The sequence below is a fragment of the Dolichospermum lemmermannii CS-548 genome, assembly GCF_028330815.1.
Lineage (GTDB): Bacteria > Cyanobacteriota > Cyanobacteriia > Cyanobacteriales > Nostocaceae > Dolichospermum > Dolichospermum lemmermannii.
In genome coordinates this window covers 1-17858 of record NZ_JAQMTJ010000084.1, presented here as the reverse complement: position 1 = coordinate 17858, position 17858 = coordinate 1, and the positions used below count along the sequence as shown (strand labels likewise).

Sequence of the window (17858 nt, the reverse complement as noted above, 5' to 3'; positions counted from 1 at the left end):
GGAGTCAGGAGTTCAGGAGTCAGGAGTCACCGAGTCAGGAGTCAGGAGTTCAGGAGTCAGGAGTCAGGAGTCACCGAGTCAGGAGTCAGGAGAAAGAGAAGAAAGAATAAAGAAGGAAGTTTCTCTCCTGTTCCCTGTTCCCTGTTCCCTGTTCTCGGTTTCCAAGTGAGATCAAAAGTTTTTCTAGTTACTTGATTTATGTTTAAATATTGTCACTACTAAATTTAAATTAATAATCCCACCAAAGTTAACAACTTCCGGGATGCATCTAGCCAAGCTCAGAAGTAAGAGTGTCAAGGCCGACTAAAACCTAAATCCAGAAGGGAATTATAGTGAATTTAGCGCTATAATTCCCGGCTGGAAAAGTAGATAGGTAAAAAACAAGATGCTGGCCATGAGAATGACGGACATGAGAAAATTGAGGCATCGTGTGCGTCAAGCAGTGTCCTCTCATTAAAGCAAAAGGCGAAAATTAACAAGTAGCAACCCTTGTTGAATTAACCTGAAGTTGTTGACTCCCTCAAGCAGAAACACAATGCCGCAGTTAGAAGTTAAATCGCTGGAAATGAGGACACCCCAAGCTACTAAAACCGCCGTACTAGTTATCGGAGGCGCAGAAGATAAAGTTCATGGACGAGAAATTCTGAGAACTTTTTTTGTTCGTGCTGGTGGTAACAAGGCGTATATTACAATAATTCCATCAGCCTCCCGTGAGCCTGCCATTATTGCTGGTAGGTACGTTCGCATTTTTGAAGAAATGGGTGCGGAGAAGGTTGAAATTTTAGACATTCGGGAACGGGAACAATGCGAAAATCCGGAGATTAAAGCATCCCTCGAAGCCTGTAGTGGTGTCTTCTTGACAGGAGGAGACCAACTGCGTCTTTGTGGAGTCCTCTCCGACACACCAGCAATGGAAATTATCCGCCAGCGGGTGAGAGCCGGACAACTGACTTTAGCAGGAACAAGTGCTGGAGCAGCCGTCATGGGACATCACATGATCGCAGGTGGTGGCAGTGGTGAAACCCCCAATCGTTCCCTAGTGGATATGGCAACAGGCTTAGGATTCATTCCTGAAGTTGTCGTTGACCAACATTTCCATAACCGGAATCGCATGGGGAGATTAGTTAGTGCCATCGCCGCTCACCCTGATAGACTGGGCATTGGTATTGACGAAGATACCTGTGCTGTGTTTGAACGAGATGGTTGGTTACAAGTTATGGGCAAAGGCAGTGTCACCATTGTTGATCCTACAGAACTTACCCACACTAATGAACCCAATGTTAATGCTAACGAACCCTTGACTTTACATAATTTAAGACTACATATCCTCAGTTACGGAGATCGCTTCCATCTTTACCAACGTACTGTTTTACCTGCTGTGCATCGCATCTCTAGCTGACGGTATAGAGTATCTCAGATGACAATGATTTGACCGCGCTCTGATTTCTTCCTGTTTTCAGATTTTAGATAAATACTATCTAATCATAAAAAACTGTTTGACATGAACAGTTTAGCGGTCAATTCCAGTAAGAAACTAGAATTTTGGTTCCGAATCTCCATCTACCTATTCCCATGAGAATCCTCAAGATCCAGACCTTACGCGGCCCAAATTACTGGAGCATTCGACGGCACAAGCTCATCGTCATGCGCCTAGATTTAGAAAATCTTGCCGAAACGCCCTCTAATGAAATCCCTGGCTTTTATGAAGGATTAGTAGAGGCTCTCCCCAGCCTAGAGGGTCACTACTGCTCCCCTGGCTGTCGGGGTGGTTTTCTGATGCGGGTGCGAGAAGGCACCATGATGGGTCATATAGTGGAACACGTAGCCTTGGAACTCCAGGAATTAGCGGGAATGCACGTAGGTTTCGGTCGCACCCGTGAAACTGTCACACCTGGAATTTATCAGGTAGTGATTGAGTACCTAAATGAAGAAGCGGGTCGCTATGCAGCACGGGCAGCAGTCAGGCTATGTCAAAGTATTATTGACCGGGGACGTTATCCCAAAGCCGAACTAGAGCAAGATGTTCAAGACCTGAAAGACTTTTGGCGTGATGCTTCGCTAGGACCTTCAACAGAAGCTATTATCAAAGAAGCGGAGAAAAAAGGTATTCCTTGGATGCCTTTACCAGCTAGATTCTTAATTCAATTGGGCTATGGTATCCATCAAAAACGGATTCAGGCCACAATGACCAATAACACAGGCATTCTTGGTGTCGAACTAGCTGGTGATAAAGAAGCTACTAAACGGATTCTCGATGCCAACGGTGTCCCAGTTCCTAGAGGGACAGTTATCAATTTCTTTGATGATTTAGAGGAAGCCGTTGAATATGTTGGTGGTTATCCCATCGTGATTAAACCTTCAGATGGTAATCATGGACGGGGTATTACCATTGATATCCGTAATTGGGAAGACGCAGAAGCCGCTTATGAAATGGCTAGACAGGTTTCTCGTTCAGTTATTGTGGAAAGATATTATGTAGGACGAGATCATCGGGTATTGGTAGTTAATGGCAAGGTAGTTGCTGTAGCGGAGAGAATCCCCGCCCATGTCGTGGGTAATGGCAAATCTACGATTACAGAACTAATTGAAGAAACAAACCTTGATCCTAAGCGGGGTGACGGGCATGATAATGTCTTAACTAAGATTGAACTAGACCGTACCAGCTATCAACTCCTAGATAGACAAGGCTACACCATCAATAGTGTGCCACCCCAGGGGGTAATGTGTTATCTGCGGGCTACAGCCAACTTGAGTACAGGTGGTAGTGCTGTAGATCGCACAGACGAAATTCACCCGGAAAATATATGGTTAGCACAACGGGTAGTGAGAATCATCGGTTTAGATGTAGCTGGGATAGATATTGTCACTTCCGATATTAGCCGTCCGCTCCGAGAAGTAGATGCGGTAATTGTCGAAGTCAACGCCGCCCCTGGTTTCCGAATGCACGTCGCCCCCAGCATTGGTATCCCCCGCAATGTCGCTGGTGCAGTCATGGATATGCTGTTCCCCAATGAACAATCTGGACGGATTCCTCTGCTCTCTGTCACAGGCACAAATGGTAAAACCACCACTACCCGCCTGTTAGCACATATCTATAAGCAAACTGGTAAAGTAGTAGGCTACACAACTACAGACGGTACTTATATCGGTGATTTCTTAGTAGAATCAGGAGATAATACAGGTCCTCAAAGCGCCCATGTTATCCTTCAAGATCCAACCGTAGAAGTAGCGGTATTGGAATCGGCTCGCGGTGGGATTCTCCGCTCTGGGTTGGGTTTTGAAAATGCTAATGTAGGTGTGGTATTAAATGTGTCTGCTGACCATCTGGGCATCGGCGATATAGATACTATTGAACAATTAGCCCATCTCAAAAGTGTAGTTGCTGAGGCTGTTTTTCCTGATGGTTATGCGGTACTCAATGCCGATGATCACCGGGTTGCAGCGATGGCAGAAAAGACTAAGGCAAATATTGCCTACTTTACCATGAATCCAGACTCGGATCTGGTACGGAAACATATTCAACAGGGTGGAGTGGCCGCAGTCTATGAACATGGTTATCTGTCTATTGTCAAAGGTGATTGGACCCACCGCATCGAAAGAGCAGAAAATATTCCTTTGACAATGGGTGCAAGAGCGCCATTTATGATTGCTAATGCTTTAGCTGCTAGTTTGGCGGCTTTTGTTCAAGATGTCACCATTGAGCAAATTCGGGCTGGTTTAAGAGGCTTCCGTGCTTCCGTGAGTCAGACCCCAGGACGGATGAATTTGTTTAATTTGGGTAAACACCATGCTTTGGTAGATTATGCCCACAATGCGGCTAGTTATGAGGCTTTGGGGTCATTTGTTCGGAATTGGACAACGGGACAGCGCATTGGTGTGATTGGTGGTCCGGGCGATCGCCGTGATGAAGATTTTGTGACTCTAGGTAAGTTATCAGCAGATATCTTTGACTACATTATTATTAAAGAAGATGATGATACTAGAGGTAGACCTCGTGGTTCAGCTTCAGATTTGATTATTCAAGGCATTACCCAAGTTAAGCCTAATTACCGCTTTGAATCAATTTTGGATGAAACCACAGCTATTAACAAAGCCTTGGACATGGCTCCTGATGGTAGTCTGGTGGTAGTTTTGCCAGAAAGTGTGAACCGGGCTATTAAGTTAATTAAGATGCGAGGTGTACAGGAAGAAACCCAGCCACAGCAATCAACTAACAATGATTCGCAAAATGGTGTAGCTTCTTCTTCGGCGATTAATACACTGATTTAGGAGCATCTCTTGTTGGTAAATTGCCCTCAGACTGATGAATAATTTAAGTCTGGGGGTTAATTAATGGTGGGTAAGTGACAGATTCCGCTACACTGAGATTTGGATTATTTTATTGTAACTAGATCATGGACATCGGACAGAAAGTTAAGGTGATTCGTTTGCGCGATCGCGTATCCTCTACTATCGCTCAAAAACTGGGAAAAATCGGCATTATCCAAGGCTACAAAGTCACTGACGGGGCGGGAATCGGTGTGGTGGTCAAGTTTGACGATAATTTCTCTACCTGGTTTTTTGAAGATGAAATCAAACCAACTTAGTCAAAACAACTTACAGTAGAGGCTAAAAAGATTGGTTGAGTGCTAAGTTGTTATTGAAAAGATCGGCAAAATTGGAAATTGAGTAATGGCCTTGATACTGACATTTTTGGGCAAAAACGGCATCGCTCGCAGTAAGATAGCGATCGCCGCAGCCATTAGTTTGGCAACACAAGGCAAAAGGGTACTTCTAGCAGGACTAGCAGATCCAACATTGCCAATTCTACTCAATACTACTCTGACTCCTGACCCCCAGGAAATCTCTCCTAATCTACAAGCAGTACAGTTTCAAGCATCTGTACTGCTAGAACGCAACTGGGACGAAGTGAAAAAATTGGAGGCTCAATACCTCCGCACACCGATTTTTAAAGAGGTTTATGGGCAGGAACTGGTGGTATTACCAGGTATGGACAACGCCCTTGCTCTCAATGCGATTCGTGAATATGATGCCAGTGGTAAATATGACGCGATTATCTATGATGGCACAGGCGATGCTGCCAGCTTGCGAATGTTGGGAATGCCAGAATCTTTAAGTTGGTATATGAGACGATTTAGGCAATTGTTCGTAAATTCCGATTTAGGGAAAACAATTACCGAATCTCCCCTAATTCAACCTTTAATTAGCAGTCTTTTTAATATTAATTGGACTGCTGATAATTTTTCTCAACCCACTAACCAAGTTAATAATTTTCTCGAACAAGGTAAAGCCGCTTTAGCTAATCCCCAGCGGGTTGCCGCTTTTTTGGTGACAACATCAGAACCCATTGATGTGGCAAATTCCCGCTATCTGTGGGGAAGCGCCCAACAAATTGGTTTAACTGTTGGTGGAGCAATCTTAGTTGCTGATGGAGAAAATACTAACTTATCCCAGGAATTTGCACCTCTACCTGTGAGCATAGTTCCTGATGTTGTCAATGGGGAATGGCAACCTCTGATAGATGCTTTACCCAATTTTGTTGAGCAAGCATTACAAGCTAACCAACCAATTGAAATTGACGTACATAATCGCCAAGTCCGCTTATTTTTACCTGGTTTCGACAAAAAACAGGTAAAACTTACTCAACAGGGACCAGAAGTCACAGTAGAAGCCGGAGATCAAAGACGTAATATCTTCCTGCCCCCGGCTTTAAGTGGTAAACCTGTAACTGGTGCAAAGTTTCAAAATAGTTATTTGATAATTTCTTTTTAGGGATTGGGGACTGGGGATTGGGGACTGGGCAATAATTACCAATTACCCATTACCTATTACCAATCACCTATTACCAATTACCATTACCCCTTATGTCTGAATCAACTCCCATTGACCCAAATTCTCAGCCGAATGAGGCTATAGAATCTACAAATCCAGAAGTCACAATTGCAGAAGACCGTAATGCGAAAACTCGGCAATTGCTAGGAATGAAAGGTGCAAGTGCTGGGGAAACTTCTATTTGGAAAATTCGCTTGCAATTGATGAAACCGATTACCTGGATTCCCCTAATTTGGGGTGTGGTCTGCGGTGCGGCTTCTTCTGGTAACTACACTTGGACTTTAGAAAATGTTTTGAAGTCTGCCCTTTGTATGTTGCTTTCTGGTCCTTTGTTGACAGGTTATACCCAAACCATCAATGATTATTATGACCGAGAAATTGACGCGATTAATGAGCCTTACCGCCCCATACCTTCGGGGAGAATTTCTGAAAAGCAAGTAATTAGCCAATTCGTGCTTTTACTATTATTAGGATGTGGGGTGGCTTATACCTTAGATTTATGGGCAGGTCATCAATTTCCTACTGTTTTAATGTTGTCCGTTTTTGGGACTTTTATCGCCTATATCTATTCTGCACCACCATTGAAATTAAAACAAAATGGTTGGTTAGGAAATTATGCTTTGGGTGCAAGTTACATTGCTTTACCTTGGTGGGCTGGTCATGCTTTATTTGGAGAATTGAATTGGAAAATTGTGATTCTGACTCTATTCTACAGTTTGGCTGGTTTGGGTATTGCCATCGTCAATGATTTTAAGAGTGTGGAAGGCGATCGCCAATTAGGACTACAATCATTACCAGTTATGTTTGGCATCCAAACTGCGGCTTTGATTTGTGTAGTCATGATTGACTTATTTCAAGGTTTGGTGGCAGGTTATTTGGTGAGTATTCACGAGAATTTATATGCAGCAATTCTCGTCTTATTAATCATTCCCCAAATCACTTTCCAAGATATGTATTTTCTCCGTGATCCCATAGCCAATGATGTCAAATATCAAGCCAGCGCCCAACCGTTTTTGGTTTTGGGAATGTTGGTAACAGGTATTGCATTAGGTCAAGCTGGCGTTTAATTGAATATATCTTCAGCTAGACGTGAGCAATGAGGAGTTAGGAGTTATATTAATTTCTAACTCCTCACTTATTTTATAAATTGCCATGTTGAATTTTATATCTTTTCTAATTCAGGGAATAAAAGCATTCTTGATTCCGATTTGCTTTATCACATCTTGGACTGTGATGGTTTTGGTATTTTTGAATTTATGGACAGCAACAAAAGAGACTGTTAAAACTGCTCAAGAAATGCACAAAATCCCCTGTCCTAATTGCCAATTTTTTACTAATAATTATCGTCTTAAATGTACAGTAAATCCATACATTGCGAATACAGAAGAAGCAATTGGTTGTCAAGATTATCAATCAAATTAATTGTTATCTCTGGGCTTTCTATTTGTTGTGGATTATTTGTAGGGGTTTAGCAATGCTTACTTGTGTCAACTTAGGCTACAGATACTTCGACCCTTCGACAGGCTCAGGGCATCGCAAGCTCAGTACAAGTGGCTTATTTGTTTGGGTTCCACACCCACCAGGGAATAAATTCCCTGTCTAATAGATCAAGTCCGTTAAAACGGACTAATACATTTTCCTAGTATTCAGTCATCTTTAGATGACTTCCGCTATTAGACTGGGAATATGGCTTACGCCACGCTGCGCTATCATTCCCAGTCGGGCTATGGGTTTTACGTTAAGTTGACACCAATGAGCATTGCCAAACCCTTTCAGACGATTAATCCAGCTATTTGAAAATGAGTAAAATTCAAGACAACTCATTTTTGGTCAGTTTCTTAGATACCCAACTAATAATGCCACTAAATAGCGCACCACCCATCAATATACCAATAGCAGGATTAAATACTGGCATCCAGAGTTTGTGCCACAAATCTAAACCTAAATTGATTCCCGAAGCATCACCAATCACAGCTATAACAAGCCACGCAAAACCCAAAATCACTAAAAAAACATCAGCGACTAAGATTAAGTTGAGCCAGTTTAATAATTTGTCTTTCATTTTGATTGGTCAATTGTCAGTTGTCAGTTGTCAGTAGGGGCGAAGCATTTGGAAGATAAATTATCGGTCATTGCCAAAAATAGTTCTCCAAATGCTTCGCCCGTACAGTTGTTAGTTGTCAGTTGTCAGTTGGAAGTATCTTCTCCCTGTTCCCTGTTCCCTGTTCACTGTTCCCTGTTCCCTGTTCCCTGTTCCCTATTTTTCAAATAACCATTTTTTGACTTTGGCTAAGTTTTTCCAATCAGGGTTTCTGGTTAAACCATCTTCAATGCTATTTTTAACTTCTTCCTGCCATTCTTCATTGACAAATATCAATTGTTGTGCAAAGTCAATGTGTTCCCGTAAACCCTTTTGACCTGTTTCTAACATAGCTAAAGCCAGATTAATTCTTCCTTGCGGATCTTGGGGATTGAGTTTCACAGCTTTATTAGCAGCGTTGAAAGCCAATTTACCTTTATTATCAAGAAGATATAACCAAGCGAGACAAACCCAGGCAGAACTGGCTTTAGGAGAGCGATCGCATACCTCTTTAAATACAGGAATCAGTGACTCTACAGATTCTCCAGCCTTGTAGCGTTCTAAACCTTTATCAAATAGGGAATCAACGGAATCAATTGTATTAGTCATTTGTTCTTAGTCAGTGGTCAGTTGTCAGTTGTTCTTAGTCAGTGGTCAGTTGTCAGTTGTTCTTAGTCAGTGGTCAGTTGTCAGTTGTTAATTGACTTCTGACTTCTGACTCCTAAATTATCAAAAAATATGCTGAAAACCTCGGAATTGATACCTGAAAATTCCAAAAAATTTTAGGTGTCAATGTCTTTAGACCGGGGAGTGTCAAACGCCGAAAGACTTACCGCAACCACAAGTTTGGGCAGCATTGGGGTTAGTAAATTGGAAACCACCACCAATCATGGCATCACTATAATCGAGCATTAAGCCGTAAAGATAAAGTAGACTTTTGCGATCGCTGATAATTTTGAAGCCATCATAATCAAAAACCTCATCATCAGGGTTAATCTTGCTGACATCCTCAAAATCCATCATATAAGACATTCCCGAACAACCACCTTGTCTAACTCCCACCCGTAAGCATAGATCTTGCCCTTGTTTATCTTGAAGAGACTTAACCTGACGCAATGCAGATTCAGATAATAGAATTCCCCGTTGTTGAGTTTGAGTTGCTTGTGTCATAAATTCTTAACTCCTGAACTAGTTTTATCAATACCCCATCAGGCATTCTCGTACCTCTGGGCTGCTATGAATGTTTTTGTATTCATTTTAGCGACATTCCGACGGCAAAAAAGCATAAGAAGATGGGAAGATGGAAAGATAGGAGAAAATTTTAGAATAATCCCTGTTTGTGTCAACTGTTGCTGTGTTTATTAGCAACCTCAGATTTTTATTCTAGAATTGAGGGGTTCGGTGTGTTGAAAGATTAACCATTCCCAAAACTCTAATTTTCAATCGCTTTGTTTTGATTCACTTACTCTATGACAAGTTTTAATCGCTCTACCAGTCGTCGGTTGCAGAAATTACCCCAGATTCCTTCTGTATGGGAGGGCGATCGCCGTCCATTGTCATCACCACACACCCCCTTTACAGACCCAGATGCCAAAGGAGATTGTATTCTTTGGGTAGATGCCTCAGAAGGCATTGTGAGAAGCATGGACATGGTAGATCCCGCCCTGGGACCAGAAGCCATTGTGCGTACCCTCATGCAGGCAATAGAACATCCCCAAAGTCCAGCCAAACCCGGTAGACCGCAAAGAATAGTTGTCCGCGACCGGGAAATTCAATTTTACCTGCGCGGAGTCTTGCAAGACTTAGATATTGCCATTGACTACGTACCAGAATTACCCATAATTGACGAACTATTTCGTTCTTTTGCCGAAGTCATTGATAGCCAAATTCCCGATTTACCACCCAAATACGCCCAACTCCTCCATGATAAAGCCTTAGAAGTTTGGCAATCTGCCCCTTGGAGATTTTTAGAAGAACAGCAAATTTTATCCATAGAGATTAATCAATGGGATGTAGAGAAACTCTATGCCTCAGTCATGGGAATGCTAGGAATTGAATATGGAATTTTGTTTTATCGTTCGGAAGATTCCCTCAAGCGGTTTCGGGCTGCTGTTTTAGCTGATGAAGATGAACTTCAGCAAGATTTAGAAGAAGCCTTCCTCAAACAAGATTGTTTATTTCTCACCTTTGATTCCTTGCACGAAAACGAAGATGATGATCTAGGAAATTTGGCACAAATGCCACTTTCAGAAATTGAACCTACCTTCGGAAATATTCATCCCCTAGAAGGATTACGTTCCGTTTTGTATGAAGAAGAAGCACTACTAACTTTTGTTGCTGTAGAAAGTTTATTGCGCTTTCTGCATGACCACCATCGGCAATTATACGACGAAGATTTTCTTACCCTGAGTCAACGTTATCGAATTTCCCTACCAGAACCCGAAAACAATCGCAAATCTTTAACTGTCACCGTTTCTACTATGCCAGATTTGACAGCAGAACTAGAAGAAATGGCTGGTTTTGATTTAGATGACGAAGATGATGAAGATGAAGATGATTCCATCTTTGAAGCCCTCAGAGACGACTTAATCCCTGAAGATGCTTTCATGAGTTTGGGAGTATTACCCTGGGAAACATTAAATTACCTGCGTCAAGCGCCTAATTACCAAGCAGCAGGGGAATTTGAACTCAAAGGGGACGGGTTACCTGTGATTGTCATTCAAACCTCTCGCCCTAAAGCTAAAGGAATTATTGAAAATATTCAAGCTGCTGGAGGATTAAACGCCATCTGTTTTCATACGGTAACCGATCCTGTGGATGATGATCTCTATGACTTAGGTTTATTGCAAACACATAATAATGAATTATTTTTGTTTGGGCAATTTTTAGATGATGATCCAGTTCACATAGAAGCCAAGAAAAAATGGCATCAGCGGTGTAAAAATACCAAAGGCCATTGCGGTTTAATTATTGCCAAAGGATTGACCGGGACTGCTCGTGGTAATCCTCAATTACGAGATATGATGGCTCTATTAGAAGCTAATGTACTTTCCTCGGAAGAATTAAACTTAGAAACACTTGACTAAAAAAATAGATATACCTAAAATTTATGAATTAAATTACAGGATATCTAATACCAACTTGATGAGAGGCTGCACAGAATCATAAAATCCATGAATTCATCTGTCTTTATCGGCGTTTATCCGCAGTCAATAATTCTAGAAATCTGATTCAATACAGCTTCATCTTAAATTGGTATAAAATGCACTCATGGTGCAAATCTCCAGAAATTTCCCGTATTCAAGCAAAATCATCGCAAAATAAATTTTGGTAGGTAGTTGACAAACTGAAAATTTTAAATAAGATTAGTGTTTTTGTTACCTTGTTAATTCCGACTAACTTTCATAGTATCATTTTTGTTTTGAGTGACCGAACTTTCTAAATCAAGTTAATATACAGCAAAGTGCATGATAATGACAAATAAAAAATGGGCAGTTAAACGCATAACAGTTAATCTCGCAACACAAGAAGCAGAGAAACTAGAAAAATATTGTCAACAGACAGGTAGACCAGCAACAGATGTCATTCGGGAACTGATTAGAAGTTTACCCCAGGGGGAAGAAGTGGCCGGAGGGTGATAGAGGGCAGGGAAGCAGGGGGCAGGGGGCAGGGGAAGTAGGGGAGTCGGGGGAGAGAAATATTCTTTTGCAACTGACAACTGGCAACTGTAGGGGCGAAGCATTTGGAGAACTATTTTTGGCAATGACCGATAATTTATCTTCCAAATGCTTCGCCCCTACTGACAACTGACAACTGACCAGTCACCAATTCAGTTACAATTTGTAAAGAAACTGAACAAGGAACGAGGGAATGCGCGTTGCAATTGTGGGTGCGGGATTAGCTGGGTTAGCAACTGCTGTAGATTTAGTAGATGCGGGCTGTGAGGTAGAAATTTTCGAGTCTCGTCCGTTTGTGGGTGGTAAAGTCAGCAGTTGGGTAGATGGTGACGGCAATCATATTGAAATGGGGCTGCACGTCTTTTTCGGCTGCTACTACAATCTGTTTGCATTGATGGAAAAAGTGGGGGCTGGGGATAATTTACGCCTCAAAGAACATAGTCATACTTTTATCAATAAAGGTGGACAAACTGGGGCGTTAGATTTTCGCTTTTTTACTGGTGCGCCTTTTAACGGATTAAAGGCGTTTTTTACTACTTCCCAACTTTCATTACGGGATAAATTCCAAAATGCGATCGCTCTGGGTACTAGCCCCATAGTTCAAGGTTTGGTAGACTTTGATGGGGCAATGAAAACTATTCGCAAATTAGATAAAATCAGTTTTTCTGACTGGTTCTATAGTCACGGTGGTAGTAAAGGTAGCATTAAACGTCTCTGGAATCCTATTGCTTACGCCCTGGGATTTATAGATTGTGATCATATTTCCGCCCGATGTATGTTGACAATTTTCCAGTTTTTTGCAGTCAGAACAGAAGCTTCAATTCTGCGAATGCTGGAAGGTTCACCTCACGAATATTTACACAAACCCATTGTTAAATACTTGGAAGAAAGAGGCACAAAAATATACACCCGTCGTCAAGTCCGAGAAATTCAGTTTGCTGAGTCTGGCGACGAAACTCACGTTACTGGTATATTAGTTGCCCAAGGTGACACAGAAGCAGTAATTACCGCTGACGCTTATCTTTGTGCTTGTGATGTTCCAGGGATTCAGCGAGTTTTACCCCAACCTTGGCGGAAATGGCCAGAATTTGATAACATTTATAAGTTAGATGCTGTTCCAGTCGCTACAGTGCAGCTACGCTTTGATGGTTGGGTGACAGAACTGGGAGATGAGGAAAAACGCAAACAGCTAAATCATGCGACTGGGATAGATAATTTGTTGTATACCGCTGATGCTGATTTTTCCTGTTTTGCGGATTTGGCTTTAACTAGTCCCGCAGATTATTATCGTCCTGGGGAGGGTTCATTGTTGCAACTGGTATTGACACCGGGTGATCCTTTTATTAAGCAAAATAATGAAGAAATTGCTCACCATGTTCTTAAACAAGTGCATGAACTGTTCCCTTCGTCAAGAGATTTAAACATGACTTGGTACAGTGTCGTTAAATTGGCTCAGTCTTTGTATAGAGAAGCACCAGGAATGGATGCGTACCGTCCCGATCAAAAAACACCTATTCCTAACTTTTTCCTAGCTGGGAGTTATACTCAACAAGATTATATTGACAGCATGGAAGGGGCAACGGTTTCTGGAAAACGTGCGGCTAAGGTAATTCTCGAAAGTTTGAAGAAGTAGGTATTGGGGACTGGGGACAGGTGACAGGTGACAGGTGACAGGTGACAGGTGACAGGTGACAGTTAAGAGGGAATAAGTAAAAGTTTACCAATTACCAATTACCAATTACCAATCACCCATTACCAATTACCAATTACCAATTACCAATCTAAAATCTAAAATCTAAAATCTAAAATCCTATGAGTGAATGGTTAGAACATAGTGTCCAGGTAGAAGTTGAAGTTCCCATAGAATTAGCATGGGGATTGTGGTCTGATTTAGAGCAAATGCCTAAATGGATGAAATGGATTGATTCAGTCAAAATTACTGAAGATAACCCGGAAATTTCTCTATGGAAACTGAGTACAGGAGGGTTAGATTTTACGTGGAAATCTCGAATTACCAAAATAATTCCTTATCAAATTATTCAATGGGAATCGGTTGATGGTTTACCAAATCAAGGAGCAATTCGCTTTTATGATCGTCATGATCTTAGTATTGTGAAAATGACGGTTTCCTATGCTATTCCTGGCTTGATTGGTAAACTCATGGATAATTTGTTTTTAGGAAAGGTGGTAGAGTCCACAATTCAAGCAGATTTAGAACGGTTTAAATTATACGCTTTGAATGTCCAAGATATGAGTTTGCCTTAATAGGGAATAGGGAATAGGGAATAGGCAAGAGGCAAGAGGCAAGAGGCAAGAAATATTGATTGATTCTTCCTACTAAACTCCTGATAGCCAAGCGTGGCGTTAGCCATACTCCTCCCCTAATGTAACCAAGGACGAGTAATTTTTTCTAATTCAGCAATTTCATCTTGAGTCATTTTCCAACCTAAAGCCCCTGCATTTTGTTTAACTTGTTCAGCGGTTTTGACTCCAGCAATGGGAATGACATTACCTTGGGCTATTAACCAATTTAAGGATACTTGGGCGGGAGTGCGATCGTATTTTTCACCAATTTCTCGTAATAGAGATAAAACAGGGGCGATTTTATTTAAACCATCTTGACTAAATCGCGGATCTATGCTTCTTGCACCTTGAGGCTTATAAGAGGGCGTATACTTACCTGTGAGCAATCCTTGAGCTAGGGGACTATAAGCTAAAATAGTTACACATAAATCACGGGCTGTTTGGGAAATACCTTTACCTTCTATTTGGCGCGTTAGTAGAGAATAACGCACCTGATTTACAGCCAAAGGTACGCCCCTAGCGGCTAATATCTGGTGTGCTTCTCGCATTTGGTCTGCTGAATAGTTACTCACACCTACTGCGCCGATTCTCCCCCGTTTCACTTCATCTGCGAGGGTATTCATGAGAGTTTCTTGAGTCAAAAAGAAAGCAAAAGGCCAATGAACTTGGTACAATTCAATTTTCTCAACTTGGAGACGTTGGAGACTAGCCGTTAAAGCGTCAGATACAGATTTACCATCCCAACGCCAAGGTAAAGGGCCAAACTTCGTGGCAATTTGTACCTTTTGGGAGCTTTGTTTCATGAACTTTCCTAAAAACTGTTCCGAAAGTCCTAAACTGTAAACTTCTGCCGTATCAAAGAAGGTGATACCAGCATCTAAAGCTGCATTAAAAGCCGCTTGTAACTGTTCTTCACCATAGCCGTTGCCATAATTCCAAAATACTTTATCACCCCAAGCCCATGTACCGATACAAAGAGGGGGAACAGCTAGACCATTTTTTCCTAATGTGATGGTTTCCATTTTGGTAAAATTGATTATATTTACAAAAAAAAGGGAAGAGGGAACAGAAAAATCAGTTGTGTAATTAATTCTGTCCCATTACTTATTTTGACCATGTTTCGGCTAATATCATTGCCAATTGGATTGAGTATTATGTCTATTTTGATTTTGGGGCTACTCAACTCAAGTCATAATGTGTGTATAGTTTCAGTTCAAGTTCAGCAAGGAAATTATAGATAGTGACTTCCTCTATTCACATAAACAACACATTAGTATTAATTGTAGATGATGACTTAGTTATACAAATGCAATTACGTTATGCGATGGAAAAAGAGGGATATCAAGTGATGGTAGCAGATAATGGCAAAATTGCCCTAAATATTGTCATGACTTCACAGCCAGATATCGTGCTTCTAGATGCCATAATGCCAATAATAGATGGTTTTACTTGCTGCGATCAGCTAAACACATTTGATTCTAACATTCCTGTATTAATGATTACAGGACTAAATGACCAAGATTCCGTAGATAAAGCATTTTCTGTTGGTGCTGCTGACTATATTACTAAACCGATTCACTGGGCAGTTTTAAGACAAAGAGTCCGCCGCTTGCTACAAATGCACTGGACTATGAAAGAATTACAGTATAAGATTCAACAAGAGCAGCTAGTCGCTAAAATTACCCAAAAAATCCGCACATCTTTAAACTTAGAACTAATTCTGAGTACAACTGCTATCGAAGTCCGTAAATTATTGAAAACCGATCGTGTTATTATCTATCGGTTTCATCCAGATGGGAGTGGATATGTCATAGTTGAATCTGTAGCCGCTGAATGGGATTCTATGTTAGGAAGAGTATTTCAAGATACTTACTTTTCTGGTCAATGTAGTTACGACTATCGGCAAAGTAATATTTATGTGATCGAAGATATTGATAATGCTGGGCTTTCCCAATGTCATATTGATTTACTGAGTCAATTACAAGCGAAAGCCAATTTAGTTGTCCCCATTCAACAGGAAAACAGTATTTGGGGATTATTGGTAGTTTATGAATGTTCTCAACCACGCAGATGGGCTAAATCGGATATTGATTTGCTAGCACAACTAACAAATCCATTAGTCATGGCTATTCAGCAAGCAGAACTATATCAACAATTAGAAGCAGCTAACCAGAAATTACAACAACTAGCAACTATAGATGGTTTGACTCAAATTCCTAATCGTCGCTCCTTTGATGAAGTTTTAGAGCGAGAATGGCAACGCTTAGAAAGAGAAAGAGCGCCTTTATCTTTGATTCTTTGTGATATAGACTTTTTCAAGAATTATAATGATACTTATGGACATCAATCTGGAGATGAATGTTTAAAAGAAGTTGCTCAAATTCTGTATCAAATAGCCCAACGTCCCGGAGATTTAGCCGCTCGTTATGGTGGTGAAGAATTTGCTTTAGTTTTACCGCATACAGATATAGCTGGGGCAATTTGTATTGCAGAAATAATTCTCTCATCTATCCGCAGTAAGGGTTTGATTCATAAAAGTTCTCAAATTAGTTCATACCTGACCCTGAGTCTGGGGATTGCGACTATTATTCCTCAAGCCAGCGGTTCTGCAAAATTTCTCATTGCTAAGGCAGATGAAGCTCTTTATCGGGCAAAAGAAACAGGACGCAATCGCTACGTTATTTATCATTCAGAGGGAACAGAAAAAACTCCTGTTTAATGGCAATTGCCACAATATAAAATCAAAATATTAAAGTTTACAATGTCTTCAATAGATACTCAGGTTTTAGAATCCTTACTGGATATGCTAGAAGGTGATCAGGAAGTTTTGGTGAAAATAATCAACTGTTATCTGGTGGAATCTCCGAAAATTGTCGCTGCGATTCAAATAGCTGTCACCAATGAAGACGCTGATACCGTAGACAAAACAGCCCACAACTTAAAGTCTAGCAGTGCCTCTTTGGGAGCGATGAATCTCCATCAGCTTTGTTTAGAGTTAGAATCAAAAGGGAAGAGTGGCAATCTAGAAGGGGTTGTAGAATTGGTGTCACAGTTGGTTAATGAGTATGCACAAGTTGAAATTGCTTTCAAGAAAATAGTGAAAGTCCCATGAGCAAAAAATTCTCTAACCGCATTCAAGCTGGTCAAATGTTAGCTCAACATTTACAAGCATATAGTAACCTTGAGGATGTCTTGGTACTAGCTTTGCCTCGTGGTGGTGTCCCTGTAGCCTTTGAAGTTGCTAAAATTTTGAATGCGGCCATGGATGTGTGCATAGTCAGAAAACTCGGTGTACCTGGACACAAAGAACTGGCTATGGGGGCAATTGCTTCGGAAAATATTATTGTTTTCAACCGAGATATAATTGATTCCTTGGGAATAGATCAAGAAAAAATTACCCAAGTTGTTAACCAGGAATTGCGAGAATTAAAGCGCCGGAATCAGGTTTATCGCGGTGATAAACCAGCAATTGATCTGAAAAATAAAACGGTTATTGTCATAGATGATGGGATTGCTACTGGTGCAACCATGCGGGTTGCCCTCACTATTATTCACCAACAACAGCCGACAAAAATTATTGTGGCTGTTCCAGTTGCACCCCTAAATACTTGTGAAGAATTGCGTTTAGAAGTGGATGATGTAGTTTGTTTGCAATGTCCAGAAGTCATGTCTGCAATTGGTTTATGGTACGAAGATTTTAGCCAAACTACAGATAACGAAGTTCGCGCACTTTTAGGAAATTAACATCTCCCAACCGCTCACTCTCTGAGACTCTGCGCGTCTGCGTGTTAGCGAAGCGAGGCGAAGCCTGATAAATTCTTAATTAGGGCTGGCTGAATAAACCGAAAACCTAGATAGATTAAGAGTTTCCCGGTTAAAAAAGTGAATTAGGTGCAAGGAATAAGGATTGAAACCATTAAAAACCTATCACTTTCTGAAATTTGAGACTATTCTTCTCTCCTTCT

General features: G+C 41.1%; 19 protein-coding genes. 14 read left to right on the top strand and 5 right to left on the bottom strand.

Going from position 1 to position 17858, the window contains the following annotated elements; genetic code table 11:
• The first annotated feature begins 535 nt into the window (after positions 1-535).
• From PN450_RS05520 to PN450_RS05495, 6 genes are all read left to right on the top strand, one after another.
• On the top strand, positions 536-1399 hold the full coding sequence (locus PN450_RS05520; protein WP_168696093.1) for a cyanophycinase: 864 nt from the start codon (positions 536-538) through the stop codon (positions 1397-1399).
• 173 nt (positions 1400-1572) lie between these two features.
• A complete protein-coding gene (cphA, locus tag PN450_RS05515) occupies positions 1573-4269 on the top strand; it encodes a cyanophycin synthetase (protein ID WP_271835666.1) in 2697 nt (898 codons plus the stop codon).
• 125 nt (positions 4270-4394) lie between these two features.
• Positions 4395-4586: a cytochrome b6f subunit PetP gene (petP, locus tag PN450_RS05510; RefSeq protein WP_271835665.1), complete on the top strand. Its 192-nt coding sequence runs from the start codon at positions 4395-4397 to the stop codon at positions 4584-4586.
• A gap of 85 nt (positions 4587-4671) precedes the next feature.
• A complete protein-coding gene (locus PN450_RS05505; RefSeq protein ID WP_271835664.1) occupies positions 4672-5772 on the top strand; it encodes a Get3/ArsA fold putative tail anchor-mediating ATPase NosAFP in 1101 nt (366 codons plus the stop codon).
• Between the two features lie 92 nt (positions 5773-5864).
• A complete protein-coding gene (gene chlG, locus PN450_RS05500; RefSeq protein WP_271835663.1) occupies positions 5865-6899 on the top strand; it encodes a chlorophyll synthase ChlG in 1035 nt (344 codons plus the stop codon).
• A gap of 85 nt (positions 6900-6984) precedes the next feature.
• A complete protein-coding gene (locus PN450_RS05495; protein WP_213712639.1) occupies positions 6985-7254 on the top strand; it encodes a hypothetical protein in 270 nt (89 codons plus the stop codon).
• 388 nt (positions 7255-7642) lie between these two features.
• On the opposite strand, the gene PN450_RS05490 is transcribed toward PN450_RS05495, so the two are convergent.
• A complete protein-coding gene (locus tag PN450_RS05490) occupies positions 7643-7894 on the bottom strand; it encodes a hypothetical protein (RefSeq protein WP_015079850.1) in 252 nt (83 codons plus the stop codon).
• A 27-nt stretch (positions 7895-7921) separates the two neighbouring features.
• On the opposite strand from PN450_RS05490, the gene PN450_RS05485 reads away from it, so the two are divergent.
• Entirely contained in the window at positions 7922-8104 is a 183-nt protein-coding gene (locus tag PN450_RS05485; protein ID WP_271835662.1) for a hypothetical protein, read from the top strand.
• On the opposite strand, the gene PN450_RS05480 is transcribed toward PN450_RS05485, so the two are convergent.
• Entirely contained in the window at positions 8090-8521 is a 432-nt protein-coding gene (locus tag PN450_RS05480; RefSeq protein WP_148760411.1) for a tetratricopeptide repeat protein, read from the bottom strand. The two genes, PN450_RS05485 and PN450_RS05480, sit on opposite strands and share 15 nt — an antisense overlap.
• A gap of 204 nt (positions 8522-8725) precedes the next feature.
• Positions 8726-9082, bottom strand: a complete 357-nt coding sequence (locus PN450_RS05475; protein WP_015079852.1) for an iron-sulfur cluster assembly accessory protein — start codon at positions 9080-9082, stop codon at positions 8726-8728.
• Between the two features lie 299 nt (positions 9083-9381).
• Here PN450_RS05475 and PN450_RS05470 point away from each other — a divergent pair, with 299 nt between their 5' ends.
• Both PN450_RS05470 and PN450_RS05465 read left to right on the top strand, forming a co-directional pair.
• The gene (locus PN450_RS05470; protein ID WP_168651189.1) at positions 9382-10998 is read left to right on the top strand and encodes a DUF6930 domain-containing protein; all 1617 of its coding nucleotides are present in this window, start codon (positions 9382-9384) and stop codon (positions 10996-10998) included.
• Between the two features lie 381 nt (positions 10999-11379).
• Complete coding sequence (locus PN450_RS05465; RefSeq protein WP_015079854.1) at positions 11380-11550, top strand: ribbon-helix-helix domain-containing protein; 171 nt, start codon at positions 11380-11382, stop codon at positions 11548-11550.
• On the opposite strand, the gene PN450_RS05460 is transcribed toward PN450_RS05465, so the two are convergent.
• Positions 11518-11718: a hypothetical protein gene (locus PN450_RS05460; RefSeq protein ID WP_271835661.1), complete on the bottom strand. Its 201-nt coding sequence runs from the start codon at positions 11716-11718 to the stop codon at positions 11518-11520. The genes PN450_RS05465 and PN450_RS05460 overlap by 33 nt on opposite strands.
• 64 nt (positions 11719-11782) lie before the next feature.
• On the opposite strand from PN450_RS05460, the gene zds reads away from it, so the two are divergent.
• Positions 11783-13222, top strand: a complete 1440-nt coding sequence (gene zds, locus PN450_RS05455; protein ID WP_015079855.1) for a 9,9'-di-cis-zeta-carotene desaturase — start codon at positions 11783-11785, stop codon at positions 13220-13222.
• Between the two features lie 179 nt (positions 13223-13401).
• On the top strand, positions 13402-13854 hold the full coding sequence (locus PN450_RS05450) for an SRPBCC family protein (protein WP_015079856.1): 453 nt from the start codon (positions 13402-13404) through the stop codon (positions 13852-13854).
• A 116-nt stretch (positions 13855-13970) separates the two neighbouring features.
• On the opposite strand, the gene PN450_RS05445 is transcribed toward PN450_RS05450, so the two are convergent.
• Complete coding sequence (locus PN450_RS05445) at positions 13971-14915, bottom strand: aldo/keto reductase (protein WP_271835660.1); 945 nt, start codon at positions 14913-14915, stop codon at positions 13971-13973.
• Between the two features lie 218 nt (positions 14916-15133).
• Here PN450_RS05445 and PN450_RS05440 point away from each other — a divergent pair, with 218 nt between their 5' ends.
• From PN450_RS05440 to PN450_RS05430, 3 genes are read left to right on the top strand one after another with little or no spacing between them, the layout of a single operon-like run.
• Complete coding sequence (locus PN450_RS05440; RefSeq protein ID WP_271835659.1) at positions 15134-16612, top strand: diguanylate cyclase domain-containing protein; 1479 nt, start codon at positions 15134-15136, stop codon at positions 16610-16612.
• Positions 16613-16654: 42 nt separating this feature from the next.
• Positions 16655-17005: an Hpt domain-containing protein gene (locus PN450_RS05435; RefSeq protein WP_271835658.1), complete on the top strand. Its 351-nt coding sequence runs from the start codon at positions 16655-16657 to the stop codon at positions 17003-17005.
• A complete protein-coding gene (locus tag PN450_RS05430) occupies positions 17002-17637 on the top strand; it encodes a phosphoribosyltransferase (RefSeq protein WP_271835657.1) in 636 nt (211 codons plus the stop codon). The genes PN450_RS05435 and PN450_RS05430 overlap by 4 nt, the downstream gene beginning before the upstream one ends.
• The last annotated feature ends 221 nt before the right edge of the window (positions 17638-17858 follow it).

Excerpts from the sequence above, each read along its gene's own strand:
- PN450_RS05495 (WP_213712639.1), top strand. The coding sequence starts at position 6,985 with ATGTTGAATTTTATATCTTTTCTAATTCAGGGAATAAAAGCATTCTTG.
- PN450_RS05430 (WP_271835657.1), top strand. The coding sequence starts at position 17,002 with ATGAGCAAAAAATTCTCTAACCGCATTCAAGCTGGTCAAATGTTAGCT.
- PN450_RS05465 (WP_015079854.1), top strand. The coding sequence starts at position 11,380 with ATGATAATGACAAATAAAAAATGGGCAGTTAAACGCATAACAGTTAAT.
- PN450_RS05435 (WP_271835658.1), top strand. The coding sequence starts at position 16,655 with ATGTCTTCAATAGATACTCAGGTTTTAGAATCCTTACTGGATATGCTA.
- PN450_RS05475 (WP_015079852.1), bottom strand. The coding sequence starts at position 9,082 with ATGACACAAGCAACTCAAACTCAACAACGGGGAATTCTATTATCTGAA.
- chlG (WP_271835663.1), top strand. The coding sequence starts at position 5,865 with ATGTCTGAATCAACTCCCATTGACCCAAATTCTCAGCCGAATGAGGCT.
- PN450_RS05450 (WP_015079856.1), top strand. The coding sequence starts at position 13,402 with ATGAGTGAATGGTTAGAACATAGTGTCCAGGTAGAAGTTGAAGTTCCC.
- petP (WP_271835665.1), top strand. The coding sequence starts at position 4,395 with ATGGACATCGGACAGAAAGTTAAGGTGATTCGTTTGCGCGATCGCGTA.
- PN450_RS05470 (WP_168651189.1), top strand. The coding sequence starts at position 9,382 with ATGACAAGTTTTAATCGCTCTACCAGTCGTCGGTTGCAGAAATTACCC.
- PN450_RS05480 (WP_148760411.1), bottom strand. The coding sequence starts at position 8,521 with ATGACTAATACAATTGATTCCGTTGATTCCCTATTTGATAAAGGTTTA.
- PN450_RS05445 (WP_271835660.1), bottom strand. The coding sequence starts at position 14,915 with ATGGAAACCATCACATTAGGAAAAAATGGTCTAGCTGTTCCCCCTCTT.
- PN450_RS05505 (WP_271835664.1), top strand. The coding sequence starts at position 4,672 with ATGGCCTTGATACTGACATTTTTGGGCAAAAACGGCATCGCTCGCAGT.
- zds (WP_015079855.1), top strand. The coding sequence starts at position 11,783 with ATGCGCGTTGCAATTGTGGGTGCGGGATTAGCTGGGTTAGCAACTGCT.
- PN450_RS05520 (WP_168696093.1), top strand. The coding sequence starts at position 536 with ATGCCGCAGTTAGAAGTTAAATCGCTGGAAATGAGGACACCCCAAGCT.
- PN450_RS05490 (WP_015079850.1), bottom strand. The coding sequence starts at position 7,894 with ATGAAAGACAAATTATTAAACTGGCTCAACTTAATCTTAGTCGCTGAT.
- cphA (WP_271835666.1), top strand. The coding sequence starts at position 1,573 with ATGAGAATCCTCAAGATCCAGACCTTACGCGGCCCAAATTACTGGAGC.